The organism is Bradyrhizobium sp. B124 (genome assembly GCF_038967635.1).
Lineage (GTDB): Bacteria > Pseudomonadota > Alphaproteobacteria > Rhizobiales > Xanthobacteraceae > Bradyrhizobium.
Genome location: NZ_CP152413.1, coordinates 6,976,867 through 6,997,012, shown reverse-complemented (window position 1 = coordinate 6,997,012; position 20,146 = coordinate 6,976,867). Strand labels below are relative to the sequence as shown.

Sequence of the window (20,146 nt, the reverse complement as noted above, 5' to 3'; positions counted from 1 at the left end):
GGCAACCCGGCTCTGCGCCTCAGCCGCCGCCGAACACCGGTCCTCAGGGCTGCTCCATCCGCGCGCGAAGCGCGTCGGCGTCGGCCTTCGACATCGATTTCAGCAGCGGCTTGATGGTCTCGCCGCCGACGATCTTGCCGTTGCGCATGAACATCCAGTCGGAGATATCGGCCTGCTTGAACTCGGCGAGGTCGCCGGCCCGCTTGCCCGGCAGGTCGCGCGGCTGGTTGGCGAACCGGCCGGAATAGCCGCCGCTCGGCAGCTTCTTCACCTCGCGCATCCAGATGTGCTCGCCCTCGTTGCGATGGGTCGGAAAGCGGACCTTGAGCGAGTGCTGGGTCTCCGACGGCTTGGGCGCCTCATAGGAGGCCCAGAACGCCGGAAGCGTCTCGCGCGCATGGCTGATCGCGGCGTTCATCTCCGGGTCAGCCGTACGGACATCGATCACCGGCGAGCGGTCCTCGGCGCGCACCGAGTCGGTTCCGGTGAGCGCGAACGCAGCCGCAATCAGCACGGCACAGGTCAGACGTGTTACGGGAGTTTTGGTCATGTCATCACGCAAATGGGGATTGATTGAAGCGGAAGGCGAGACTTGGTCGCGCGCTCGCAGCAGGCCGTTCATGCGGAGACGGCCGACAACACGGAAAAATGACGACCGAGGCGAAGCGTCAGCTTGCCGTATTCCAAAGCGAGAGCGCCTCTCCCTTGCACAGGAAGAGGCGCGAGATCGAAGCAGGTCAGCGGTGGAACCGCGGTGTCAGGCGACGTTCCTGATCCAGTTATGCGGGTCGTTGGTGCGACCGTACTGGATGTCGACCAGCTTCTTGCGCAGGCCCATCGCGACCGGGCCGGCCGCGCCGCCGCTGATCTGGAAGTCGCCGCTCGCCGAGCACACCTTGCCGATCGGCGAGATCACGGCCGCGGTGCCGCAGGCGAAGGCTTCCTTCAGCTTGCCGCTGGCGGCGTCGGCACGCCACTGCTGGATCGTGTAGGGCTCCTCGCGCACGCGCGTGCCGGTATCCTTGGCAAGCGCGATGATCGAGTCGCGGGTGATGCCGGGCAGGATGGTGCCGAGCGGCGGCGTCGAGAGCGAGCCGTCGTCGAACGCGAAGAAGATGTTCATGCCGCCGAGCTCTTCGATGTAGCGGCGCTCGACCGCATCAAGGAACACGACCTGGTCGCAGCCGCGCTCGATCGCTTCGGCCTGCGCGCGCAGGCTTGCGGCATAGTTGCCGCCGCACTTGACGGCGCCGGTGCCGCCGATCGCGGCGCGCGTGTAATTCTCCGACACCCAGATCGACACCGGTGCGGGACCGCCTTTGAAATAGGAGCCGACCGGCGATGCGATGACGGAGAAGATGTATTCCGCCGACGGCTTCACGCCGAGGAAGACCTCGCTCGCGATCATGAACGGCCGCAGATAGAGGCTGCCCTCGCCGCCCGGGATCCAGGCGCGATCGATCCGCACCAACTGCTCGACCGCCTCGATGAAGACGTCCTCGGGCAGCGGCGCCATCGCCATGCGCTCGGCCGAATCGTGAAAGCGCCGGGCATTGGCGTCGGGACGGAACAGGTTCACACCGCCATCGTCGCGCCTGTAGGCCTTGAGACCTTCGAAAATCTCCTGGGCGTAGTGCAGCACCGCGCCGGCCGGATCGAGCGGAAAATTCGCGCGTGCTTCGACGCGGGCGCTGTGCCACCCCTTGCCCTGGCTGTAGCGGACGATCGCCATGTGGTCGGTAAAGACGCGGCCGAAGCCCGGGTCCACGAGCTTCGCCGCGCGATCCTTGTCGGACGTAGGATTCGGCGAAGGCTGGATGTCGAATTTCAAAGTCATTTTTCTTGCTTTCCGCTGTCGGAACCGGCGCCATACCGGGCGACGGCCTGTTTCCCCCGGAGCCATCAGGCTCGGCTGGTGCGAACTTCACCACCGCCGGCAACCCGGCCGGTTTCCATCGCCAACATGCCGTTTAGACATGCTTTTGCGGAGTGCTGAAGTCCAGTATGTTTGCCGAAATGCCGCTCGACAATCGCACGGTAGTCCAATTTGCGGCCCAAACCGCCTCACAGGCTTTTTCAGGCCGCCTCAAACGCTGTCGGGGACGGAACGATCTAATGTTTCGTCGTGACAGGCAGTTTTGTAACATTGAACCCAAGATACGTCAATATGACTGACATAAATATCTCAGGCATGGCTGCCAAGCCCGATTCGCAGGGAGATGATCATGCTCCTGCGGCGGGCGGCCGCGACCTGCGCTGGGACATCATCGAGCTCTTGTTCTTCGCCTACCGCGACTTTGTCGGCGACGCCGACCAGGAACTGGAGGCGTTCGGCTTCGGCCGCGCCCACCACCGCGTCATCCACTTCGTCACCCGCTATCCCGGCCTGAAGGTCGCCGACCTGCTCGACGTCCTGCGCATCACCAAGCAGTCGCTCGGACGCGTGCTCAAGCAACTGCTGGATGAAGGCTACATCGTGCAGAAGACCGGCAACAACGACCGCCGGCAACGCCTGCTCTACGCAACGCCGAAGGGCGAGGCGCTGGTCGCCAAGCTCGCAGGGCTGCAGACCGACCGCATCAACCGCGCCATCGCCGGCATCGATCCGGCCGGCGTCGAGACGGTTCGCCAATTCCTGCGCGCGATGATCGACCGCGACGATCCCGACAAGGTGCTCGAAGCGATCTTCGGCGGCGGCAGAAAAACAAGGGAGTGAACCTGGTGCAGGCTGCAACCCTGGTGCGCACGCCGGTCGAGCCGGCCGACGATGCGCCGCATCTCCTGCTGGTCGACGACGACCGGCGCATTCGCGACCTGCTGTCGCGCTTTCTCTCCGGCGAAGGCTATCGCGTCACGACGGCCATGAGCGCCACCGATGCGCGCGCCAAGCTGCTCGGGCTGCATTTCGACCTGCTCATCCTCGACGTGATGATGCCCGGCGAGAACGGCTTCGACCTCGCCCGCTTCATCCGCACCTCCTCGACGGTGCCGATCATCATGCTGACCGCCCGCCATGAGGCGGAAGCCCGCATCGAGGGCCTGCAGATCGGCGCCGACGACTATGTCGCCAAGCCGTTCGAGCCGCGCGAGCTGGTGCTGCGCATCGGCAATATCCTCAAGCGCACCGCGCCGCCGCAAGTCACTGTCGTCGAGCAGATCGCGTTCGGCCCCTACATCTTCCACATCGAACGCAGCGAGCTGCGCCAGGGCGAGGAGATCATCCATCTCACCGACCGCGAGCGCGAGATGCTGCGTATCCTCGCAAGTGCCCCCGGCGAGACCGTGCCGCGCGGCGAGCTGACCAGCGGCGGCACCGTCAACGAGCGCGCGGTCGACGTGCAGATCAACCGCCTGCGCCGCAAGATCGAGCACGATCCCGCCAATCCGCTATTCCTGCAGGCGGTACGCGGCATCGGCTATCGCCTGGTCGCCTCGCCGTAAGATGCAGCCATGAGCACGCTCGACACCGGCCTGACCCTGATCAAGAACGCTTCGCAGCGCGTCTCGAAGGCGAACGGCTGGATGGGCAATGCGTTCAAGAGCTGGATGCCGACCGGCCTCTACGCCCGCGCACTGCTGATCATGATCGTGCCGATGGTGATTCTGCAGACCGTGGTCGCGTTCGTGTTCATGGAGCGGCACTGGAACACGGTGACGCGGCGCCTGTCGGCCGCGGTGGTCTCCGACATCGCCGCGCTGATCGACGTCTACAAGAATTATCCGCAGGACAAGGACCGCGCGCAGCTGCGCCGCATCGCCCAGAAGCTGCAGCTCGTGGTCGACTTCCTACCCGCCGGCGACATGCCGCCGCCGGGGCCGAAGCCGTTCTTCTCGCTGCTCGACCAGACCCTGTCGGTGCAGCTCGGCCGCCAGATCAGCCGTCCGTTCTGGATCGACACCGTCGGCAAGTCCAACCTGGTCGAGATCCGCGTTTCGCTCGACGATTCGGTGATGCGGATCTTCGCCCAGCGCAGCGCGGCCTACGCCTCCAACTCGGAGATCTTCATCTTCTGGATGGTCGGCACCTCGTCGATCCTGCTGATCGTCGCCGTGCTGTTCCTGCGCAATCAGATCAAGCCGATCCTGCGGCTCGCCGACGCCGCCGAAAGCTTCGGCAAGGGCCGCGAGGCGCCAAACTTCCGGCCGCGCGGCGCGCGCGAGGTGCGACGCGCGGCACAGGCCTTCATCGAGATGAAGGCGCGCGTCGAGCGTTCGATCGAGCAGCGCACCGCGATGCTCGCCGGCGTGTCGCATGATTTGCGCACCATCCTGACGCGCTTCAAGCTCGAACTCGCCTTGATCGGCGAAGGCCCCGAGATCGACGCGATGCGCAAGGACGTCGACGAGATGTCGATGATGCTGGAGGACTACCTTGCCTTCGCGCGCGGCGATTCCGGCGAGGTCGCGCAGCCGACCGACATGGCGATGGCGCTGGAGGAATTGCGCAGTGACGCCGAACGTCACGGCCACACCGCGACCGTCGCATTCCACGGCCTGCCCGTCGTCACGGTGAAGCCGGCCTCGTTCAAGCGCTGCCTCGCCAACCTCGTTTCCAACGCGGCGCGCCACGCCAACACGATCTCGATCACCGGCCAGCGCGACCATCGCTATCTCAACATCACGGTCGACGACGACGGCCCCGGCATCCCCGCCGACATGCGCGAGGAAGTGTTCAAGCCCTTCCTGCGGCTCGACGACGCCCGCAACCAGGACGAAGGCGGCAGCGGCCTCGGACTTGCGATCGCGCGCGACATCGCCCGCTCGCATGGCGGCGACATCATGCTCGGCGAAAGCCCGATGGGCGGCCTGCGCGCGGCGGTGCGGATACCGGTATAGCTACCAGCGGTAAGACAGGGTGCCGATCACCTGACGCCGTTCGCCGGCATAGCAGTAGCCGGACTGGCAGGTCTGGTAGCGCGTGTCGAACAGATTGGTCGCGTTCAAGCGCGCGGTGGCGCCGAGCAATCGCCGATCCAGCTTGCCGAGATCGTAGTCGATCACGGCATCGAACAACGTTCTCGCCGCATTCTGGAACGTATTCTGGTCGTTGCCGAAGTTGGTCCCGATATAACGGACACCGAGGCCAAGCCCGAGCCCTTCGACGGGGACGCCGGACTGGAACGTGTATTTGCCGAAGGCGGCGAAGGAATTCCTCGGAATGCCGGAGAGCTCGTTGCCGGTCGTATCCGGGTTGCCCTGCGTGATCACGACGTTGAGATGGGTGTAGGCGGCAGTGAAATCAAATCCCTGCTTGAGCGCCAGCTTCGCCTCGAGCTCCACGCCCTTCGATTCGACCTGCCCGGTTGCCGCCTGGAACGCCATGTTGCTCGGATCGGTGCGCAGCACATTGTCCTGCGTGATGTCGAACACCGCGGCGGTCAACAGCACCGGCACCTGCGGCATCTGATACTTGATGCCGATTTCCTTCTGCTCGCCGGTGGTCGGCTTGAACGGCGATCCCGATGCGTCGACGCCGACCTGCGGGGCGAATGCCGTCGCGTAGCTGACATAAGGCGCAATGCCGTTGTCGAAGACGTAAGCGAGGCCCGCGCGGCCCGTGAAGGCGGTCGCCTTCTGCGTTGACGGCATGCCGTCCAGGCCTGCGGTCGTCGTCTGCGGGACCCAGCTCTGGCGGCCATTGAGCGTCAGGATGAAGCCGCCGAGCCTGGCCTGCTCCTGCGCATAGACCCCTACCTCGTCGGTCGACTGCTTGTTGAAGATCGAGAATGCCGGCGACGCGATCGCCTGGGCACCGTAGTTCATCGTCAGGAGATTGAGATCGGGAGCCGGCCCGTAGCCGATCTTGTCGTTGTAGTAGGAGTGGCCGTAGTCGACGCCGAACAGCGCCGTGTTCTTGATCGCGCCGAGCATGAACTTGGCTTCGGCCTGATTGTCGAGCGTCACGGTATTGAAGCTATCCAGGATCCGCCAGGCGGAGCGCGACGCGAGATTGGTGCTGCTGTCGATGGAGTCGATCTGGGTGTATTTCGCGTCGGTGTCGACCTGATAGAAGCGGAAGCTCTGCCGCACCGTCCAGACGTCGTCGACATTGTGCTCGAACGCGTAACCGATGCGATATTGCTTCTGATCCATGGCGCTGAAGGCCGGATCATTCGAGTAGATGTTGGTCAATCGTCCGTCGGGCGCGCGGAAGTTGCCGATGCTCGCGGCGGTTCGGCTGCTTTGATACTCGCTGAGGATCGTGAAGGACGTATCGACGTCCGGCCGCCAGGTCAGCGCAGGCGCGATATAGGCGCGATCGTCGTCGTTGCCGGGATACCAGGTCTTCGCGTCACGGAGCAAACCCGTCAGCCGGTAGTACAGCTGATCGCTGCCGGGCACCGGACCACCGACATCGAAGCTGCCCTGGTAACGGTCGTAGGTGCCACCCTGCAGCTGTATCTCACCGAATGTGGTCAACGGCGGCCGCTTGGTGGTGACGTCCACGATGCCGCCCGGAGAGCCAAGGCCGTAAAGACCCGAGGCCGGGCCACGGAGGATCGACACGCTGTCGAGACCGTAAGGTTCGATCTTGGGAATGGCGAAGTTGCCGCCGCCCTGGCGCAGGCCGTCGCGATAGATCCCAGTATAGGTCGCATCGAAGCCGCGGATGTAGAAACTATCGAACCGGGGATCATAGCCGAACGCGGTGGTCGTGACGCCGGGCGTGTAATTGACGGCGTCCTTAAGCGTCTGAACGTTACGATCCCTGAGCTCCTTTTGCGTGACCACCGAAAGCGACTGCGGCGTCTCGATCAGCGCGGTGTTGGTCTTGGTGCCGGCCGTGCTGCCGGTCGCAACGTAGCCGGTCGTCGTACCGATCGTGCCGGCCGCGCCTTGCGACCGCGGAGCCTGGTTCTGAGCGGGCGCCGCAGCAGTGCGGCGTCGGCTCACCACGGTGGTGCGCGAAGACCTGGTGTTCCGACTTGAAGCGACGGCGCTACGCTTCCTTGCAGCGCCAGGTTCATCCACGGTTACGGCTGGAAGCACGCTGACATTGTTCTGCGGAGAGCTCGCTTGTGCCTGAGCGCTGGCGACGTTTGCATCCATCGGCACAAGCATGACCGAACCGAGAAACGCTGCGTTGATCGCAGCCGTTGATGCAAGCAAGCTGCGCTTGCTCCGCGACGAAGCCATTCCCACCAAGCAATCCCACATTTCCCCAGGCCGATCGAGCCGCGTGCTCGTCATTGAGCGGGCTCGATTGGGGCGGACTTCTATCGACGGGATGCGCGAAATTCCACACGCGCAAAATAGAATCCATTGAAGCGCGCGATGCACGACACTGGAACGATTCAAGATGCGCGACACTGGAGCGATTCAAAAAGACATGTTGTCGCAGCAAGCTTTTCAGCACGAGGAATTCGCTGCACGTCCTCGCTCTCTCAGAGAGTCTCACGTGCGAGGCACGCAGCGATCATTCAATGATGTTGATGTCGCCCCGCAATGCCGTCGTGCATTGGGCGCGGCCGCGACCAACACCGGACATCATGTTTGACATCCAATCCATTGAAGGTGAGAGGCCGCCGTGCGCCGAGACGCGCGCTTGACGTCAACGGTCGGCGACAATGGTTAAGCGAATACGCCTACGTGACGGAGTTGGCGCACACGGTCCAACGGCATCATTGCAAGAAAGGTCGCCAGAACGCACGCCCGATGACAGGCAGCGCAAAACCGCTTGGCAATCTTGTCACGGGCTGCTCGCAATGATGGTGGTGCAAAACGGCACGTCCTCTCAACATGAAAGAGGACGTGCTCAGGGCGCGCGGCGACAATCGAAGGCGCTGCGCCTACTTCTGCTTGGGCAGGAGGCCCTTCAGCTTTTCCATATCCTTGACGTTCATCTTCATGCCGCCGGGCATGATGATGTCACCGGGCTTCTGGTCGCTCTTGCAGGCGCCGAGCCATTTCGCCTCGATGGTCATCGTGGTGTCGCGGGAGCCGGCCGCGCCGCCCTCCGCGTGCGAGCTGCTCTTGACCGTGTAGGCGGAATTGAAATCGCCGACGATCTCGGCATGGCTCTTCATCGACATGCCGGCGACGCTGCACACGCTGTCGCTGACATAGCCGGTCGCGGTCTTCTGGATGTCCTGCTTGGAGCAGACTTCCTTGGCCATCGGCGAGGCCGCCGCGCTCATCTCCTTGTCGGTGGTCTCGTCGGTGCAGTGCTGCATGGTGATTTCGGGCATCGGCCCGCCGGTGCGCACCATCTTCATCTCCCACAGACCCGCCTTGCGGGTCGGCAGGTCGAGGGCGCTCGCAGCACCGGTGGACAGGACAAGGCAAACAGCAGAACCAAGCAAGGCAAGCTGTCGGGTCATGCGGTGAGCTCCCGGCTGAACGATCGAAGGATTTGGAGCGCGCTCAGTAGAGCGTGCGCACCGGCCTCTGGGCCGAACCATAGGGTACCCAGCGGCAGGCAAAGGAGATGTAGCCGCCCGGATAGCGCTGCATCGCAAGGAACTTGACCACCTTGCCGTAGGAAGCGCAGTGATCGACGGCGAGCTGCCGCGCGTCGGTCTGGGCCGCCAGCGAATAGGCGATGATACCGCCGGTATCATTGCCCTTGAACGGCGGCACCGGCTGCATCCAGTCGGCTTGCGCCGGACCAACGGCCAGCATCCCGCTAACGGCAACCAGGCACGCGGCCAATTTCGTTCGCATCGCAGACTCCATTTCGCTGGCGACCAACATAGAGTGCGCCGGCGACCATGGAAAGAACGAGCCGGCTGCTGGAGGTGGACTTCTCCGCAGGTGTTGCCGCGCTGCACTTGACCTTGCCGGGGCTTCACGGCACCGTTCGCCGCATCTGATCATCGGGTGGATTCCCATGCGCAACCTGTTCAACTCCCGCAATAAACTCAACCATAAGCTCGGCCTCGGCGCCGCGCTCGTGGTCGGCCTTCTGGCGTTCGGGGGCACGGCTCAGGCCGCCAATCCGTTCGAACTGAATTTCGGCCTATCCGGCCCGCGCTATGACGGCAATGTGGCCCCCTGCGAACGGGCGCTGCCGGTCATCAGCTCACAATTCCAGGAAAAGGAAGCCACCTTCTGGAATTCGCCGCTCGTGATCACCGGTTTCAACCGGATTCACGAAACCGCCTTCCGCCCCTGGCAGTCAGACAATATTCCGCGCCGCTATTGCTCGGGCGACGCGATGCTGAGCGACGGCAAGGTGCGCAAGGTGCACTATTCGATCATCGAGGACGGCGGTTTTGCCGGCGTCAGCGACTGGATCAGCATCGCTCCGGGCGTCGAATGGTGCGTCGCCGGGCTCGACCGCAACTGGGCCTATAACCCGTCCTGCAAGGCCGCCCGGCCCTGATCTCCGACCAGTTCGGTCAAAACGGAAGCCGCCGCCATCCAGCCGGCGGCTTTTTGTTCTTGAAATGTTCTAGCGGCCTGCTAGGCTCTGAATGGTCGCGTGAGGGGAGCGTTTGATGCCTCGGTTGGTCACAATTTCCCGATTTCTGATTTCAGTTGCCTTTGTTCTGTGTGGTGCGATGGGGGCCTCGGCCCAGGATCGCCGGCAGAATGCGCCCGGCGAGTTCGATTTCTATGTGCTGTCGCTGTCGTGGTCGCCCTCGTTCTGCGAGGCGGCGAGCGAGCGCGGCAACAACGGCCGCGGCACGCAGGCGCAATGCGGCGGACGGCCATACTCATTCGTGGTGCACGGGCTGTGGCCACAATATGAGCGGGGCTTTCCGGAATACTGCCAGCGCCCTTCGCCCCGCCTCGCCCGCAACATCATGACCTCGATGCTCGACCTGATGCCGGCGCCCGGGCTGATCTACAACGAGTGGGACAAGCACGGCACCTGCTCCGGCCTCGGCGAACGGGCCTATTTCGAAGCCATCCGCAAGGCCCGCGCCGCGGTGAAGATCCCCGAGGAATTCCTGCAATTGACGGAGCCGAAGACGATCGCGCCCGACGAGCTGGAGACGGCGTTCATCAAGGCCAATCCGGGGCTCAGCAACTCCGCGATCTCGGTGACCTGCGACAGCAAGCGGCTCAGCGAGGTGCGGATCTGCCTCAGCAAGGATCTGCAATTCCGTTCCTGCGAGGAAATCGATCGCCGCGCCTGCCGCCGCGATCAGGTGCTGATGCCGCCGGTTCGCGGCGGCTGAAGTCTCGTCCGCGTCACGGCCGCGCAAACGCGCGTTGTCGCGCCGAGTGTCCCGGCCATGGACGCCATCACGAAACTAACGAGATAAGGCATAGATGCCCGGGACAGGCCGGGCATGACGCAGTACAACATGCGCACCCTCTGGAGCGCAGCGTCATCGCATGAACTATCGTCACGCCTTTCATGCCGGCAGCTTTGCCGACGTCATCAAGCACATCGTGCTGGTGCGCATGCTCACCTACCTGCAGGAGAAGCAGGCGCCGTTCCGCGTCATCGACACCCATGCCGGCGCCGGCCTGTATGATTTGACGTCGAGCGAAGCGCAGCGCGGCGGCGAATGGCTGACCGGCATCGCGCGACTGATGCAGGCGCGGCTGTCCGACAAGGCGTTGCCGCTGATCGCGCCCTATCTCGACATCGTCAGAGCATTCAACCCGCGAGGCGAGCTGAAAGCCTATCCCGGCTCGCCGTTGATCGCGCGGGCGCTGCTGCGTCCGCAAGACCGTATGACGGCCTGCGAGATCGAGCCCGTTGCGCGCAAGCAATTGATCGATGCATTGCGACGCGATGTGCAGGCGCGCGTCGTCGATCTCGACGGCTGGGTGGCGCTGCCCGCATTCGTGCCGCCGAACGAACGGCGCGGCCTGGTGCTGATCGATCCGCCTTTCGAAGCGAAGGACGAGTTCGAGCGGCTGGCGAGTGCCTTCACCGAAGCGTTTGCGAAGTGGCCGACCGGCACGTATCTTTTGTGGTACCCCGTAAAAACCCGGAGAGCTACCGACGAGCTCGCGCGCAGCGTGGCTGCAGCAACAGCGAGCAGTCGGCCCGCGGGCAAATGCTTGCGTTTGGAATTCAGTGTGGCGCCGCAAGAAACCGGCGCAGGCCTCGTTTCCACCGGCCTTTTGATAGTGAATCCGCCGTGGACGCTGGCGGGCGAGCTGAAGATCATCTTGTCCGAACTCGAGAGACCGCTTGGTCAAGGCGGCGCCGGACGCTTCAGACTCGAAACGCCTAAACCTTGATCGGTAGCACCCACTGAAAAGTTCTATTTGAGCATAGGCAACGCGCGCGGAACCGTATTATGCTCATCCTGTTACGACTGGCTTTACGTTCCGCTTCCGCGAATGGTTGCGGCGGAGTGACAAGGCCGAAATAAATCCAGGCAGACCGGTGGCGTGACGCCGGCCTGTTCAGGTGGCCAAGCTTCCGACAAGCGAATGTCGGTCAACCGCTACGCGGCGTGCGCGTAGCGGTGGAGCAATACGGGGGAGGAGTTTCCCGATGGCCATGACTGGGACAGTCAAGTTCTTCAACGGAGAGCGTGGCTACGGCTTCATCAAGCCTGATGATGGCGGCCGCGATGTGTTCGTTCACATCACAGCTGTCGAGCGTGCAGGATTGAAGGACCTGACTGAAGGACAGCGCATTACGTTCGAGGTTGAACCCGACAAGAAGGGCAAGGGCCCGAAGGCGGTCAACCTGGTGGTTTCATGATGAGCGCGCGGTGCGCGACTCGTCGTGAACGGCGAATGAAGCGTTGCGTGTGAGTTGACTGCCGGGCGCGTGGCTCGCGCTCGCTGCACGACCACCTGCATGATGCGGACGCGATTGACGGTGCCCGCATATCCGGTGCGTGCGGCCGTCCGACTGGTTTCGCGGACGCCGCGGCGTTCATGCAGTTGCGCGTGATGTCGGCGTGCTCAGCACAAAGAAAAACCCGGCCGCGCGAGGCGCAGCCGGGAGTTGATGTCAGACGTTTTCTTGTTCTCAGAAGTGATAGTTGATGCCGGCGCGAACCAGGCTGAAGCTGTAGCCGTTCGGCGCGCCGCCGGTGATCGTGAAGTTGCTGTTGGCGAGATCGACGTAGAGATATTCGATCTTGGCACTCCAGTTCGGGGCAAAGCCCATTTCGGCGCCGGCGCCGACGGTGAAGCCCGCATTGGTATGCGACTCCGATATGCCAAACGTCTCGCCGCGCAGTTCACCGAAGGCGAGACCACCGGTCGCGTAGAATAGCACATTGTTGACCGCATAGCCGGCGCGGCCGCGTACGGTGCCGAACCACGGGTTGGAGAACTTCCAGGGCGCGAACCGATCGTCGGCGGTGGTGCCCTGGATATCGGCCTCGATGCCGAACACCCAAGGCGAGCCGTTCTGGAAATTGTAGCCGGCCTGCACGCCGCCGACGAAACCGGACGGCTTGGTCGGGTTGTTCTCGACCGAACCCCAGCCGTAGCCGACGTTGCCGCCGAGATAGGGGCCGGCCCAACTGTAGGCATTGAGCGGCTGATAGACGGTATAGGGCGAGCCGTAGTTGAGGTCGGCCGACGCCGCCGAAGTCGTCCAGCCTGCGACGATCAGTGCCAGCGCACGCGCAACAAACCGGGTCATGGGTACTCTCCACACGCAACTGCCGCAGCCCGCAGGCCCAGGGCCGGCGTGGTTACGGAATTCCACTTTTTTCGCTAAGGTTTATCGAGAGTTTTAAGTTAAAGGGTTGTTAAGCCCGGTTAGCGGCCCGCTCATCAGTCTTAACAATGTGTTACCGACCCGCCCTGACCGGCCGCGCTGGGCCAGTAACGCCCTGCAATCGGGTTCTTTTTCCTGCGCCGCCAGCGCTGGCGACCAGTCGCCCAAGCGCTTAATTTACGGCCCATGGTTCACGATTCTCCCGAGCGACCGACGCCGGCCCCCAAGACCGACCCCAAGGCTGATCCCAAGGCTGCCCCCAAGGCGCGGCGCAGTGCAAAGTCCGATCTGCCTCAGGACGACCTGACGCTCGACACGAGCGACGTCGATCCGGAAACCTCCGGCACCGAGGAGGAGGATGACGCACGTCTCCCCGAGGCATCGGAGGACGCCACCGAGACAATCGCCGAGGGAACGCTCTCGATCGGGCATGAGGCGATCGAGAACGCAGTGCGCCTCGCCCCGACCTCGCCCGGCGTCTACCGCATGCTCAACGCCGCCAACGACGTGCTCTATGTCGGCAAGGCGAAGAACGTCAAAAAGCGGCTGTCGTCCTATGCGCGGGCCAACGCGCCGCTGCCGGCGCGCATCCTGCGCATGATCGCGGCGACCACACATGTCGAGATCGTCTCGACCACGACCGAGACCGAGGCGCTGCTGCTCGAAGCCAATCTGATCAAGCAGCTCCGCCCACGTTTCAATGTGCAGCTGCGCGATGACAAATCGTTTCCATATATTTTGATCTCGGGCGATCACTGGGCGCCGCAGATCCTCAAGCATCGCGGCGCGCAGTCGCGGCCCGGGCGCTATTTCGGCCCGTTCGCCAATGCGGGCGCGGTCAACCGCACAATTACGGCGCTGCAGCGCGCGTTCCTGATCCGCTCCTGCACCGACGGCTTCTTCGAAAGCCGCAGCCGGCCCTGCCTGCTCTATCAGATCAAGCGCTGCGCCGGCCCCTGCACGCGCGAGATCGATTTTCCCGGCTATACCGAACTGGTGCGCGAGGCGACCGAATTCCTTTCCGGCCGCAGCCACGCCGTGAAGCAATTGCTCGCGGCCGAGATGGAGAAGGCCTCCGGCGAGCTCGAGTTCGAGACCGCGGCGCTGTACCGCGACCGCCTCGCGGCACTGTCGGCGATCCAGTCGCAGCAGGGCATCAACCCGCGCACGGTCGAAGAGGCCGATGTGTTCGCGATCCACCAGGAGGGCGGCTATTCCTGCGTCGAGGTGTTCTTCTTCCGCACCGGCCAGAACTGGGGCAATCGCGCCTATTTCCCGCGCGCGGAAAAGAGCTTCACGCCCGAGGAGGTGCTGTCCTCATTCCTCGCGCAATTCTACGACGACAAACCGCCGCCGAAGCTGATCCTGCTGTCGCACGAGATCGAGGAAAGCGCTTTGCTCGCCGACGCGCTGTCGGTGAAGGCCGGATCCAAGGTCGAGGTCTCCGTGCCCAAGCGCGGCGAGAAGAAGGAATTGATCGGCCACGCGCTCACCAACGCGCGCGAGGCGCTCGGCCGCAAGCTCGCCGATACCGCGACGCAAAGCCGGCTGCTGGACGGCATGGTCACGACGCTCGGCCTGCCGCATACGCCCAAGCGCATCGAGGTCTACGACAATAGCCACATCCAGGGCACCAACGCAGTCGGCGCGATGATCGTGGCGGGACCCGACGGGTTCATGAAAAACCAGTACCGCAAGTTCAACATCAAGTCCGAAGGGCTGACGCCCGGCGACGATTACGGGATGATGCGCGAGGTGCTGGAGCGCCGCTTCAAGCGGCTGCTGAAGCCGCCGGAGGGCGAGGCTGCCAAGGACACTGCAAAGCCAAAAGACAAGGCGGACGACGAGTCGTTCCCGCAATGGCCCGATCTCGTCATCATCGACGGCGGCCGCGGCCAGCTCAACGCGGTCCGGGAGATTTTCGAGAATCTCGGGCTGACCCAGGTCTCGCTGATGGCGGTGGCGAAGGGGCCGGAGCGCGATGCGGGGCGGGAAACCCTGTTCATGCCGGACCGCGAGGCCATCAAGCTGGAGCCGCGCGACCCGGTGCTCTATTTCATCCAGCGGCTGCGCGACGAGGCCCACCGCTTCGTGATCGGCTCGCACCGCAAGCTGCGCAAAAAGGACATCCGCGAGGCCGGGTTGCAGGAGATCCCGGGCATCGGCCCGTCGCGCAAACGTGCCTTGCTGCACCACTTCGGAACGCTCAAGGAGATCGAGCGGGCCTCGATCGCCGACCTCGGCAAGGTTCCCGGCGTCAGCGCCGAGAGTGCCCGCAAGATTTTCGAGTTTTTCCACGCCCAGCCGGGTTAAACCAAAGGCGAGTCATCAGGGCGTCGCCTGCGACAGGGCATCTAGGGCATGATGCGGAAAAGCGGCAAGCAACGTTCCGAAAAGAACATGCATAAACAAGGGGCTAAGGTGCCATGACGATTCAGCCTAATCTCGCCGTGCTTTGGCGCCCGCACGGTTGACCTTCTGGCTTCAGCGGTATTGGTAGAACGGATGAACATCGCGACGACCCGGGGACAGACCAAGACCATGTCCCTCCCGAATATCCTGACCTACGCCCGGATCGCCGCGATCCCGGTGGTGATCGGCTGCGTCTACTGGCAGTCGATCCTGGACGGCCCGTTGTGGCTGCGCTGGGTGGCACTGGCCGTGTTCATTGCGGCCGGGATCACCGACTATCTCGACGGCTATTACGCCCGGATGTGGGACCAGCAGTCCGCCTTCGGCCGGATGCTCGATCCGATCGCCGACAAGCTCTTGGTGGCCTCCAGCCTGCTGATGCTGGCCGCCGACAATTCGATCCATGGCTGGACGCTGTGGGCGGCGATCGTGATCCTGTGCCGCGAGATCCTGGTCTCGGGCCTGCGCGAATATCTCGCGGGACTGCGGGTCAGCGTTCCCGTCACCAAGCTTGCGAAATGGAAGACCACGATCCAGCTGGTGGCGATCGGCTTCTTGATCGCCGGCGAAGCCGGCGAGCAGGTGTTTCCGGCCACTACCCTGATCGGCATCGTGCTGCTCTGGATGTCGGCGATCTTCACGATCTACACCGGCTGGGATTACTTCCGTGCCGGCATCCATCACCTCATCAAGGAGGATGAGGGATGAAGCTGAAATATTTCGCCTGGGTGCGTGAACGCATCGGCAAGACCGAAGAGATCGTCGAGCCGCCGGCCGAGGTGCGTACCGTTGGCGAGCTGATCGGCTGGCTTGCCGCGCGCGACGACGGCTACGCCCACGCCTTCGAGAAGCCCACGGTGATCCGCGCCGCGATCGACCACGCCCATGTCAAACCGGACGCCGCGATTTCCGGCGCCCGCGAGATCGCGTTTTTTCCGCCGATGACCGGCGGCTGAATCTTCTCATGGCTATCGCAGCGACCATCCGCATCCAGCAAGCCGACTTCGACGTCGCGCAGGAGATTGCCGCCTTAAGCAAGGGCCGCACCGATGTCGGCGCGGTCGTCAGCTTCAGTGGCATTTGCCGCGGCAGCGAGCAGGGCGAGCCGATCGCCGCGCTGACGCTCGAACATTACCCCGGCATGGCGGAAGCCGAGATTGCACGCCACGCCGACGAGGCGCTGGCGCGCTGGCCGTTGCAGGGCCTCACCATCATCCACCGCTTCGGCCGCATCGCGCCGGGCGAGAACATCGTGCTGGTCGTGACCGCCTCGGCGCACCGGCAGGCCGCGTTCGAGGCAGCCGAGTTCCTGATGGACTATCTCAAGACCAACGCACCGTTCTGGAAGCGTGAGGAGAGCGCGCGCGGCGCGAGCTGGATCGAGGCGCAGGGCCATGACGACGCGGCGGCCGCGCGCTGGACCAAATCCTGATGGCGAAGCGCAGCAAAGTGCCGGCCAGGCGCAGCCCCGCCGTGCCGAAAGCGCCCAAGGTCGGCGCCGGCGAGCTTCACACCCTGTTCGATTTCCTGCGCTACGCGGTCAGCCGCTTCAACGCGGCAAAACTCGTGTTCGCGCACGGCACCACCGATCCGGTGGCCGAAGCCGCGTTCCTGATCTGCGAGACGCTGCATTTGCATCCCGACCAGTTCGAGACCTTCGCGACCGCGCGCGTCACCGTCGCCGAAGGCAAGCAGATCCTCGACCTGATCGAACGACGGATCGCGACGCGAAAGCCGGCCGCCTATCTCGTCAACAAGGTCTATATGCGCGGCCTGCCGTTCTATGTCGACGAGCGCACCATCGTGCCGCGCTCCTTCATCGGCGAATTGCTGGATTCGCATTTCGGCGGCGACGAGGACGGCACCTCGCTGATCGGCGATCCCGAGCAGGTCGAGGGCGTGCTCGATCTCTGCACCGGCTCCGGCTGCCTTGCGATCCTCGCCGCCCGGCATTTCGCCAACGCCGCTGTCGACGCGGTGGATATCTCAAAGGATGCGCTCGAAGTCGCCGCGCGCAATGTCGCCGACTACGGCCTCGACGACCGCCTCACACTCCATCGCGGCGACCTGTTCAAGCCGCTCGGCGACGTCAGCTACGATCTCATCATTTCGAACCCGCCCTATGTCGATGCCGAGGGCATGGCCGCGCTGCCGCGCGAGTGCCGCGCCGAGCCGAAGATCGCGTTCGACGGCGGTGCTGACGGGCTCGACATCGTCCGCCGCCTGCTCGATGAGGCCAAGCAGCATCTGACCCCGCAAGGCGGGCTGCTCTGCGAGATCGGCCGCGGCCGCGACAATCTCGAGGCCGCCTATCCCAACCTGCCGCTGCTCTGGCTCGACACCGAGGACTCCGAGGGCGAGGTGTTCTGGATCGCGGCCGCCGACCTCTGACCGGCACGCCGCGGCCGGCTCCGGTCTATTACGGAGCCCGACTTCGAGGCCGACCAAGACGAAGCGAAAATCGTGTGCAGTTCCAGCCGGTTCGGAAGATCGCTGGCCCGTCGAATCAACAATGGTGCTAAACTTGCGCTCCGGGGACGTTCGGAGAGAGGGCGCGGGCGCGCGACATGATTCGCATTTCGACGATCTTCATCGCCATCTGCATGGTGCTGGTCGCAGCCTCGCTCGGCTTCGTGCTGTATTCGGTGGCGGGCATCAGCGGATCGGAATCGGCGATCGTGGCGCTCACCGCCCTCACCTGCCTGATCCTCTACAACGCCGTCTCGATGCGGCTCCGCGACCGCAGCGACGTCGGCGGCCAGATTGCGGATCTGTCGCGCGGCACCGCCGACCTCGCCCGCCAGGTCGCCGAATTCGGCCGCCGGCTGGCCGCGGTCGAAGGCCGCGTCGCCTCGGCGAACTCCACCGGCGCCGACCGGATCCAGGGCATGGCCGGCGAGATCAACGAACTTGGCGGCCTGGTCCGGCAGCTTGCGGCGTCCGTCGCCCATCATGAGGATTTGCTGGCGGCAGCTCCCGTAGCGCCGCCGGTCGCCGCGCCGCGCGACGATCTGCTGCAACCGGTCCCGCCGGCTCCGACCGTCGTGTTTGCGCCCGCGCCGCCGGTTGCGCCCCCATCGCCGATCTCACGCAGCCAGACCCAGCTCATTGCCGCGGTCAGGCACGCCATCGACGAGAACCGCCTCGACATCTACCTGCAGCCGATGGTGACGCTGCCGCAGCGCAAGGTGCGCTACTACGAGGCGGTGACGCGGCTGCGCGACGAGCGCGACCAGGTGCTTGCCGCCGACGATTTCATCGAGGCGGCCGAGATCGGCGGCCTGATCGGCCGCATCGACCACATGGTGATGCTTCGCTGCGTCCAGGTGCTGCGCCGCCTGATGATCCGCAGCAAGGATGTCGGCGTGTTCTGCAACGTCTCGGCGGCGACGCTGTCGAGCCCCCAGCACTTCACCCAGTGTCTCGACTTCCTCGAGGCCAACCGCGCGCTGGCACCCTCCTTCGTGCTCGAGTTCAAGCAGGCGACCTTCCGCAATCTCGGCCCGGTCGAAAGCGAGAATCTCGCGGCGCTGTCGCAGCGCGGCTACCGGTTCTCGATCGACCACGTCAGCGACCTCCGCCTCGAGCCGCGCGAGCTCGCCGATCGCGGCGTCCGCTTCATCAAGGTGCCGGCCGCGCTGCTGCTCGACGCCAGGCAGAGCGCGACCAGCGACATCGATCCCTCCGATCTGTCCGACCTGCTCGGCCGCTTCGGCATCGACCTGATCGCCGAACGGATCGAGGGCGAGCGCTCGGTGGTCGACCTGCTCGACTACGATGTTCGGTTCGGCCAGGGCTTCCTGTTCGCCCCCCCGCGACCGTTGCGGCCGGAAGGGGCATCTGCTACCGCCGAGGCACCGCAGACCAAGCCCCAGGACCTCAATGGCGCCGGCACTTCCGCACCCGTCTCCAGCCCCGCAGCGCCACCGCGCGCAACCGGCAGCGCCGCGCTGGCGCGCCGCGCGCTCGGGCCCAACTGACCGGCAGTTCGCATCATGACATCGCTGCGTTTCGTGGAGCGGCTGCGCGACCTCACTGGCGACGTCGACGTCGTGCTGTCGGACATCTGGGGCGTCGTGCACAACGGGCTCGAATCCTTTCCCGAGGCCTGTGAAGCGCTGCACACGTTCCGCCAGCAGGGCGGCACCGTCATCCTGATCACCAACGCGCCGCGTCCAGCTGACTCAGTACAGCGCCAGCTGCGCAAGCTCGGCGTCGCCGACGAGACCTATGATGCGATCGTCTCCTCGGGCGATCTGACGCGCCACTTCGTGGCCGATCATCCCGGTCAGAAAATATTCTGGATCGGCCCGGAGCGCGACAGCTCGATCCATCGCGGCCTCGACGCCACATTGGTGCCGCTGGAGCAGGCCGACTACATCATCTGCACAGGCCTGTTCGACGACGAAACCGAATCCGCCGAGGATTATCGCGACACGCTGCTGAAGGCGCTCGAACGCAAGCTGACGCTGGTCTGCGCCAATCCGGACATCGTGGTCGAGCGCGGCGACCGGCTGATCTATTGCGCCGGCGCGGTTGCCGAACTCTATCGCGAGCTCGGCGGCGAGTCGGTGTTCTACGGCAAGCCGCACCGGCCGATCTACGAGCGCGCCATGGCGCTGGCCGCGGAACGTCGCGGGCGTCCGACCGAACTCAGCCGCGTGCTCGCGATCGGCGATTCCGTGCGCACCGATCTCACCGGCGCCCACGGCTTCGGCATCGATCTCCTGTTCGTCACCCGCGGCATCCATTCTGAGCAGTTCGAGGGCATCGAGCAGCTCGACCCCGCCTCGGTGAAGGAATTGTTCGGCCATCCGCCCCGCGCGCTGATGCGCGAGCTGAAGTGGTAGCGGCTAGCGCTGCTGCGCTCCCTCGCCCCGCCCTTGCGGGGAGAGGGTTGGGGTGAGGGGCCGCTTCCGCGAACTCTGAACGCCGTGAGACCTGTACCCCCTCACCCGGATCGCATTTCGCTACGCTGCATGCGACATAGCCGAAGCTCTGCTTCGGCGTTCTTAGGCACGGCCGCCGCAGGCGGCCTATGCCTCTCCCCGCAAGCGGGGCGAGGTGAAGGGGCGCGCTGCCAAAATATCGAAAACAACCCCATGCAAAGTAGCCGGCGGCGGCCGACGTTCGACCAGC

The 20,146-nt window shown here is 64.5% G+C and carries 20 protein-coding genes; 14 read left to right on the top strand and 6 right to left on the bottom strand.

From position 1 onward, the window contains the following. Nucleotides 1-43 precede the first annotated feature (43 nt). On the bottom strand, nt 44-550 hold the full coding sequence (locus tag AAFG13_RS33350; protein WP_212313418.1) for a DUF2314 domain-containing protein: 507 nt from the start codon (nt 548-550) through the stop codon (nt 44-46). A 207-nt stretch (nt 551-757) separates the two neighbouring features. After that, complete coding sequence (locus tag AAFG13_RS33345) at nt 758-1,837, bottom strand: branched-chain amino acid aminotransferase (protein WP_212313420.1); 1,080 nt, start codon at nt 1,835-1,837, stop codon at nt 758-760. 354 nt (nt 1,838-2,191) lie between these two features. On the opposite strand from AAFG13_RS33345, the gene AAFG13_RS33340 reads away from it, so the two are divergent. The 3 genes from AAFG13_RS33340 to AAFG13_RS33330 are packed head-to-tail and all read left to right on the top strand — an operon-like array spanning nt 2,192 to nt 4,836. Further along, nucleotides 2,192-2,716 carry a MarR family transcriptional regulator gene (locus AAFG13_RS33340; RefSeq protein WP_171948220.1) on the top strand — a complete coding sequence of 175 codons (525 nt, stop codon included), beginning with the start codon at nt 2,192-2,194 and terminating at the stop codon, nt 2,714-2,716. Nucleotides 2,717-2,718: 2 nt separating this feature from the next. Further along, nucleotides 2,719-3,441 (top strand): response regulator transcription factor, encoded by a 723-nt coding sequence (locus tag AAFG13_RS33335; RefSeq protein WP_171948219.1) that lies wholly within the window; start codon nt 2,719-2,721, stop codon nt 3,439-3,441. A gap of 9 nt (nt 3,442-3,450) precedes the next feature. Continuing rightward, nucleotides 3,451-4,836, top strand: coding sequence for an ATP-binding protein (locus tag AAFG13_RS33330; RefSeq protein ID WP_212313422.1), 1,386 nt, complete (start codon nt 3,451-3,453; stop codon nt 4,834-4,836). Here the strand turns inward: AAFG13_RS33330 and AAFG13_RS33325 are convergent, their stop codons facing one another. The 3 genes from AAFG13_RS33325 to AAFG13_RS33315 all read right to left on the bottom strand — a co-directional run bounded on the left by AAFG13_RS33325 (nt 4,837) and on the right by AAFG13_RS33315 (nt 8,664). Continuing rightward, nucleotides 4,837-6,894, bottom strand: a complete 2,058-nt coding sequence (locus AAFG13_RS33325; protein WP_342709416.1) for a TonB-dependent siderophore receptor — start codon at nt 6,892-6,894, stop codon at nt 4,837-4,839. 896 nt (nt 6,895-7,790) lie between these two features. Then, a complete protein-coding gene (locus AAFG13_RS33320) occupies nt 7,791-8,321 on the bottom strand; it encodes a DUF3617 family protein (protein WP_212313426.1) in 531 nt (176 codons plus the stop codon). 43 nt (nt 8,322-8,364) lie between these two features. Continuing rightward, entirely contained in the window at nt 8,365-8,664 is a 300-nt protein-coding gene (locus AAFG13_RS33315; protein ID WP_342709415.1) for a hypothetical protein, read from the bottom strand. 166 nt (nt 8,665-8,830) lie between these two features. Here AAFG13_RS33315 and AAFG13_RS33310 point away from each other — a divergent pair, with 166 nt between their 5' ends. The 4 genes from AAFG13_RS33310 to AAFG13_RS33295 all read left to right on the top strand — a co-directional run bounded on the left by AAFG13_RS33310 (nt 8,831) and on the right by AAFG13_RS33295 (nt 11,620). Next, the gene (locus AAFG13_RS33310; protein ID WP_342709414.1) at nt 8,831-9,325 is read left to right on the top strand and encodes a hypothetical protein; all 495 of its coding nucleotides are present in this window, start codon (nt 8,831-8,833) and stop codon (nt 9,323-9,325) included. A gap of 178 nt (nt 9,326-9,503) precedes the next feature. Next, complete coding sequence (locus tag AAFG13_RS33305; protein ID WP_229170475.1) at nt 9,504-10,127, top strand: ribonuclease T2; 624 nt, start codon at nt 9,504-9,506, stop codon at nt 10,125-10,127. A 160-nt stretch (nt 10,128-10,287) separates the two neighbouring features. Beyond that, complete coding sequence (gene rlmJ, locus AAFG13_RS33300; protein ID WP_342709413.1) at nt 10,288-11,148, top strand: 23S rRNA (adenine(2030)-N(6))-methyltransferase RlmJ; 861 nt, start codon at nt 10,288-10,290, stop codon at nt 11,146-11,148. A 259-nt stretch (nt 11,149-11,407) separates the two neighbouring features. Continuing rightward, nucleotides 11,408-11,620 (top strand): cold-shock protein, encoded by a 213-nt coding sequence (locus tag AAFG13_RS33295; RefSeq protein ID WP_016844477.1) that lies wholly within the window; start codon nt 11,408-11,410, stop codon nt 11,618-11,620. A 273-nt stretch (nt 11,621-11,893) separates the two neighbouring features. Here AAFG13_RS33295 and AAFG13_RS33290 read toward each other — a convergent pair whose 3' ends face one another. Continuing rightward, on the bottom strand, nt 11,894-12,517 hold the full coding sequence (locus AAFG13_RS33290; RefSeq protein ID WP_212313441.1) for an outer membrane protein: 624 nt from the start codon (nt 12,515-12,517) through the stop codon (nt 11,894-11,896). Nucleotides 12,518-12,781: 264 nt separating this feature from the next. On the opposite strand from AAFG13_RS33290, the gene uvrC reads away from it, so the two are divergent. The 7 genes from uvrC to AAFG13_RS33255 all read left to right on the top strand — a co-directional run bounded on the left by uvrC (nt 12,782) and on the right by AAFG13_RS33255 (nt 19,857). Beyond that, a complete protein-coding gene (gene uvrC / locus AAFG13_RS33285; RefSeq protein WP_342709412.1) occupies nt 12,782-14,908 on the top strand; it encodes an excinuclease ABC subunit UvrC in 2,127 nt (708 codons plus the stop codon). Nucleotides 14,909-15,100: 192 nt separating this feature from the next. Next, entirely contained in the window at nt 15,101-15,715 is a 615-nt protein-coding gene (gene pgsA / locus AAFG13_RS33280; RefSeq protein ID WP_016844474.1) for a CDP-diacylglycerol--glycerol-3-phosphate 3-phosphatidyltransferase, read from the top strand. Further along, on the top strand, nt 15,712-15,963 hold the full coding sequence (gene moaD / locus AAFG13_RS33275) for a molybdopterin converting factor subunit 1 (RefSeq protein ID WP_212313445.1): 252 nt from the start codon (nt 15,712-15,714) through the stop codon (nt 15,961-15,963). The genes pgsA and moaD overlap by 4 nt, the downstream gene beginning before the upstream one ends. Nucleotides 15,964-15,971: 8 nt before the next feature. Further along, on the top strand, nt 15,972-16,439 hold the full coding sequence (locus tag AAFG13_RS33270) for a molybdenum cofactor biosynthesis protein MoaE (protein WP_212313452.1): 468 nt from the start codon (nt 15,972-15,974) through the stop codon (nt 16,437-16,439). Beyond that, nucleotides 16,439-17,398, top strand: coding sequence for a 50S ribosomal protein L3 N(5)-glutamine methyltransferase (gene prmB, locus AAFG13_RS33265; protein ID WP_212313459.1), 960 nt, complete (start codon nt 16,439-16,441; stop codon nt 17,396-17,398). The genes AAFG13_RS33270 and prmB overlap by 1 nt, the downstream gene beginning before the upstream one ends. 176 nt (nt 17,399-17,574) lie before the next feature. Then, nucleotides 17,575-18,987, top strand: coding sequence for an EAL domain-containing protein (locus AAFG13_RS33260; protein ID WP_342709411.1), 1,413 nt, complete (start codon nt 17,575-17,577; stop codon nt 18,985-18,987). Between the two features lie 15 nt (nt 18,988-19,002). Continuing rightward, nucleotides 19,003-19,857 (top strand): TIGR01459 family HAD-type hydrolase, encoded by an 855-nt coding sequence (locus AAFG13_RS33255; protein WP_342709410.1) that lies wholly within the window; start codon nt 19,003-19,005, stop codon nt 19,855-19,857. The last annotated feature ends 289 nt before the right edge of the window (nt 19,858-20,146 follow it).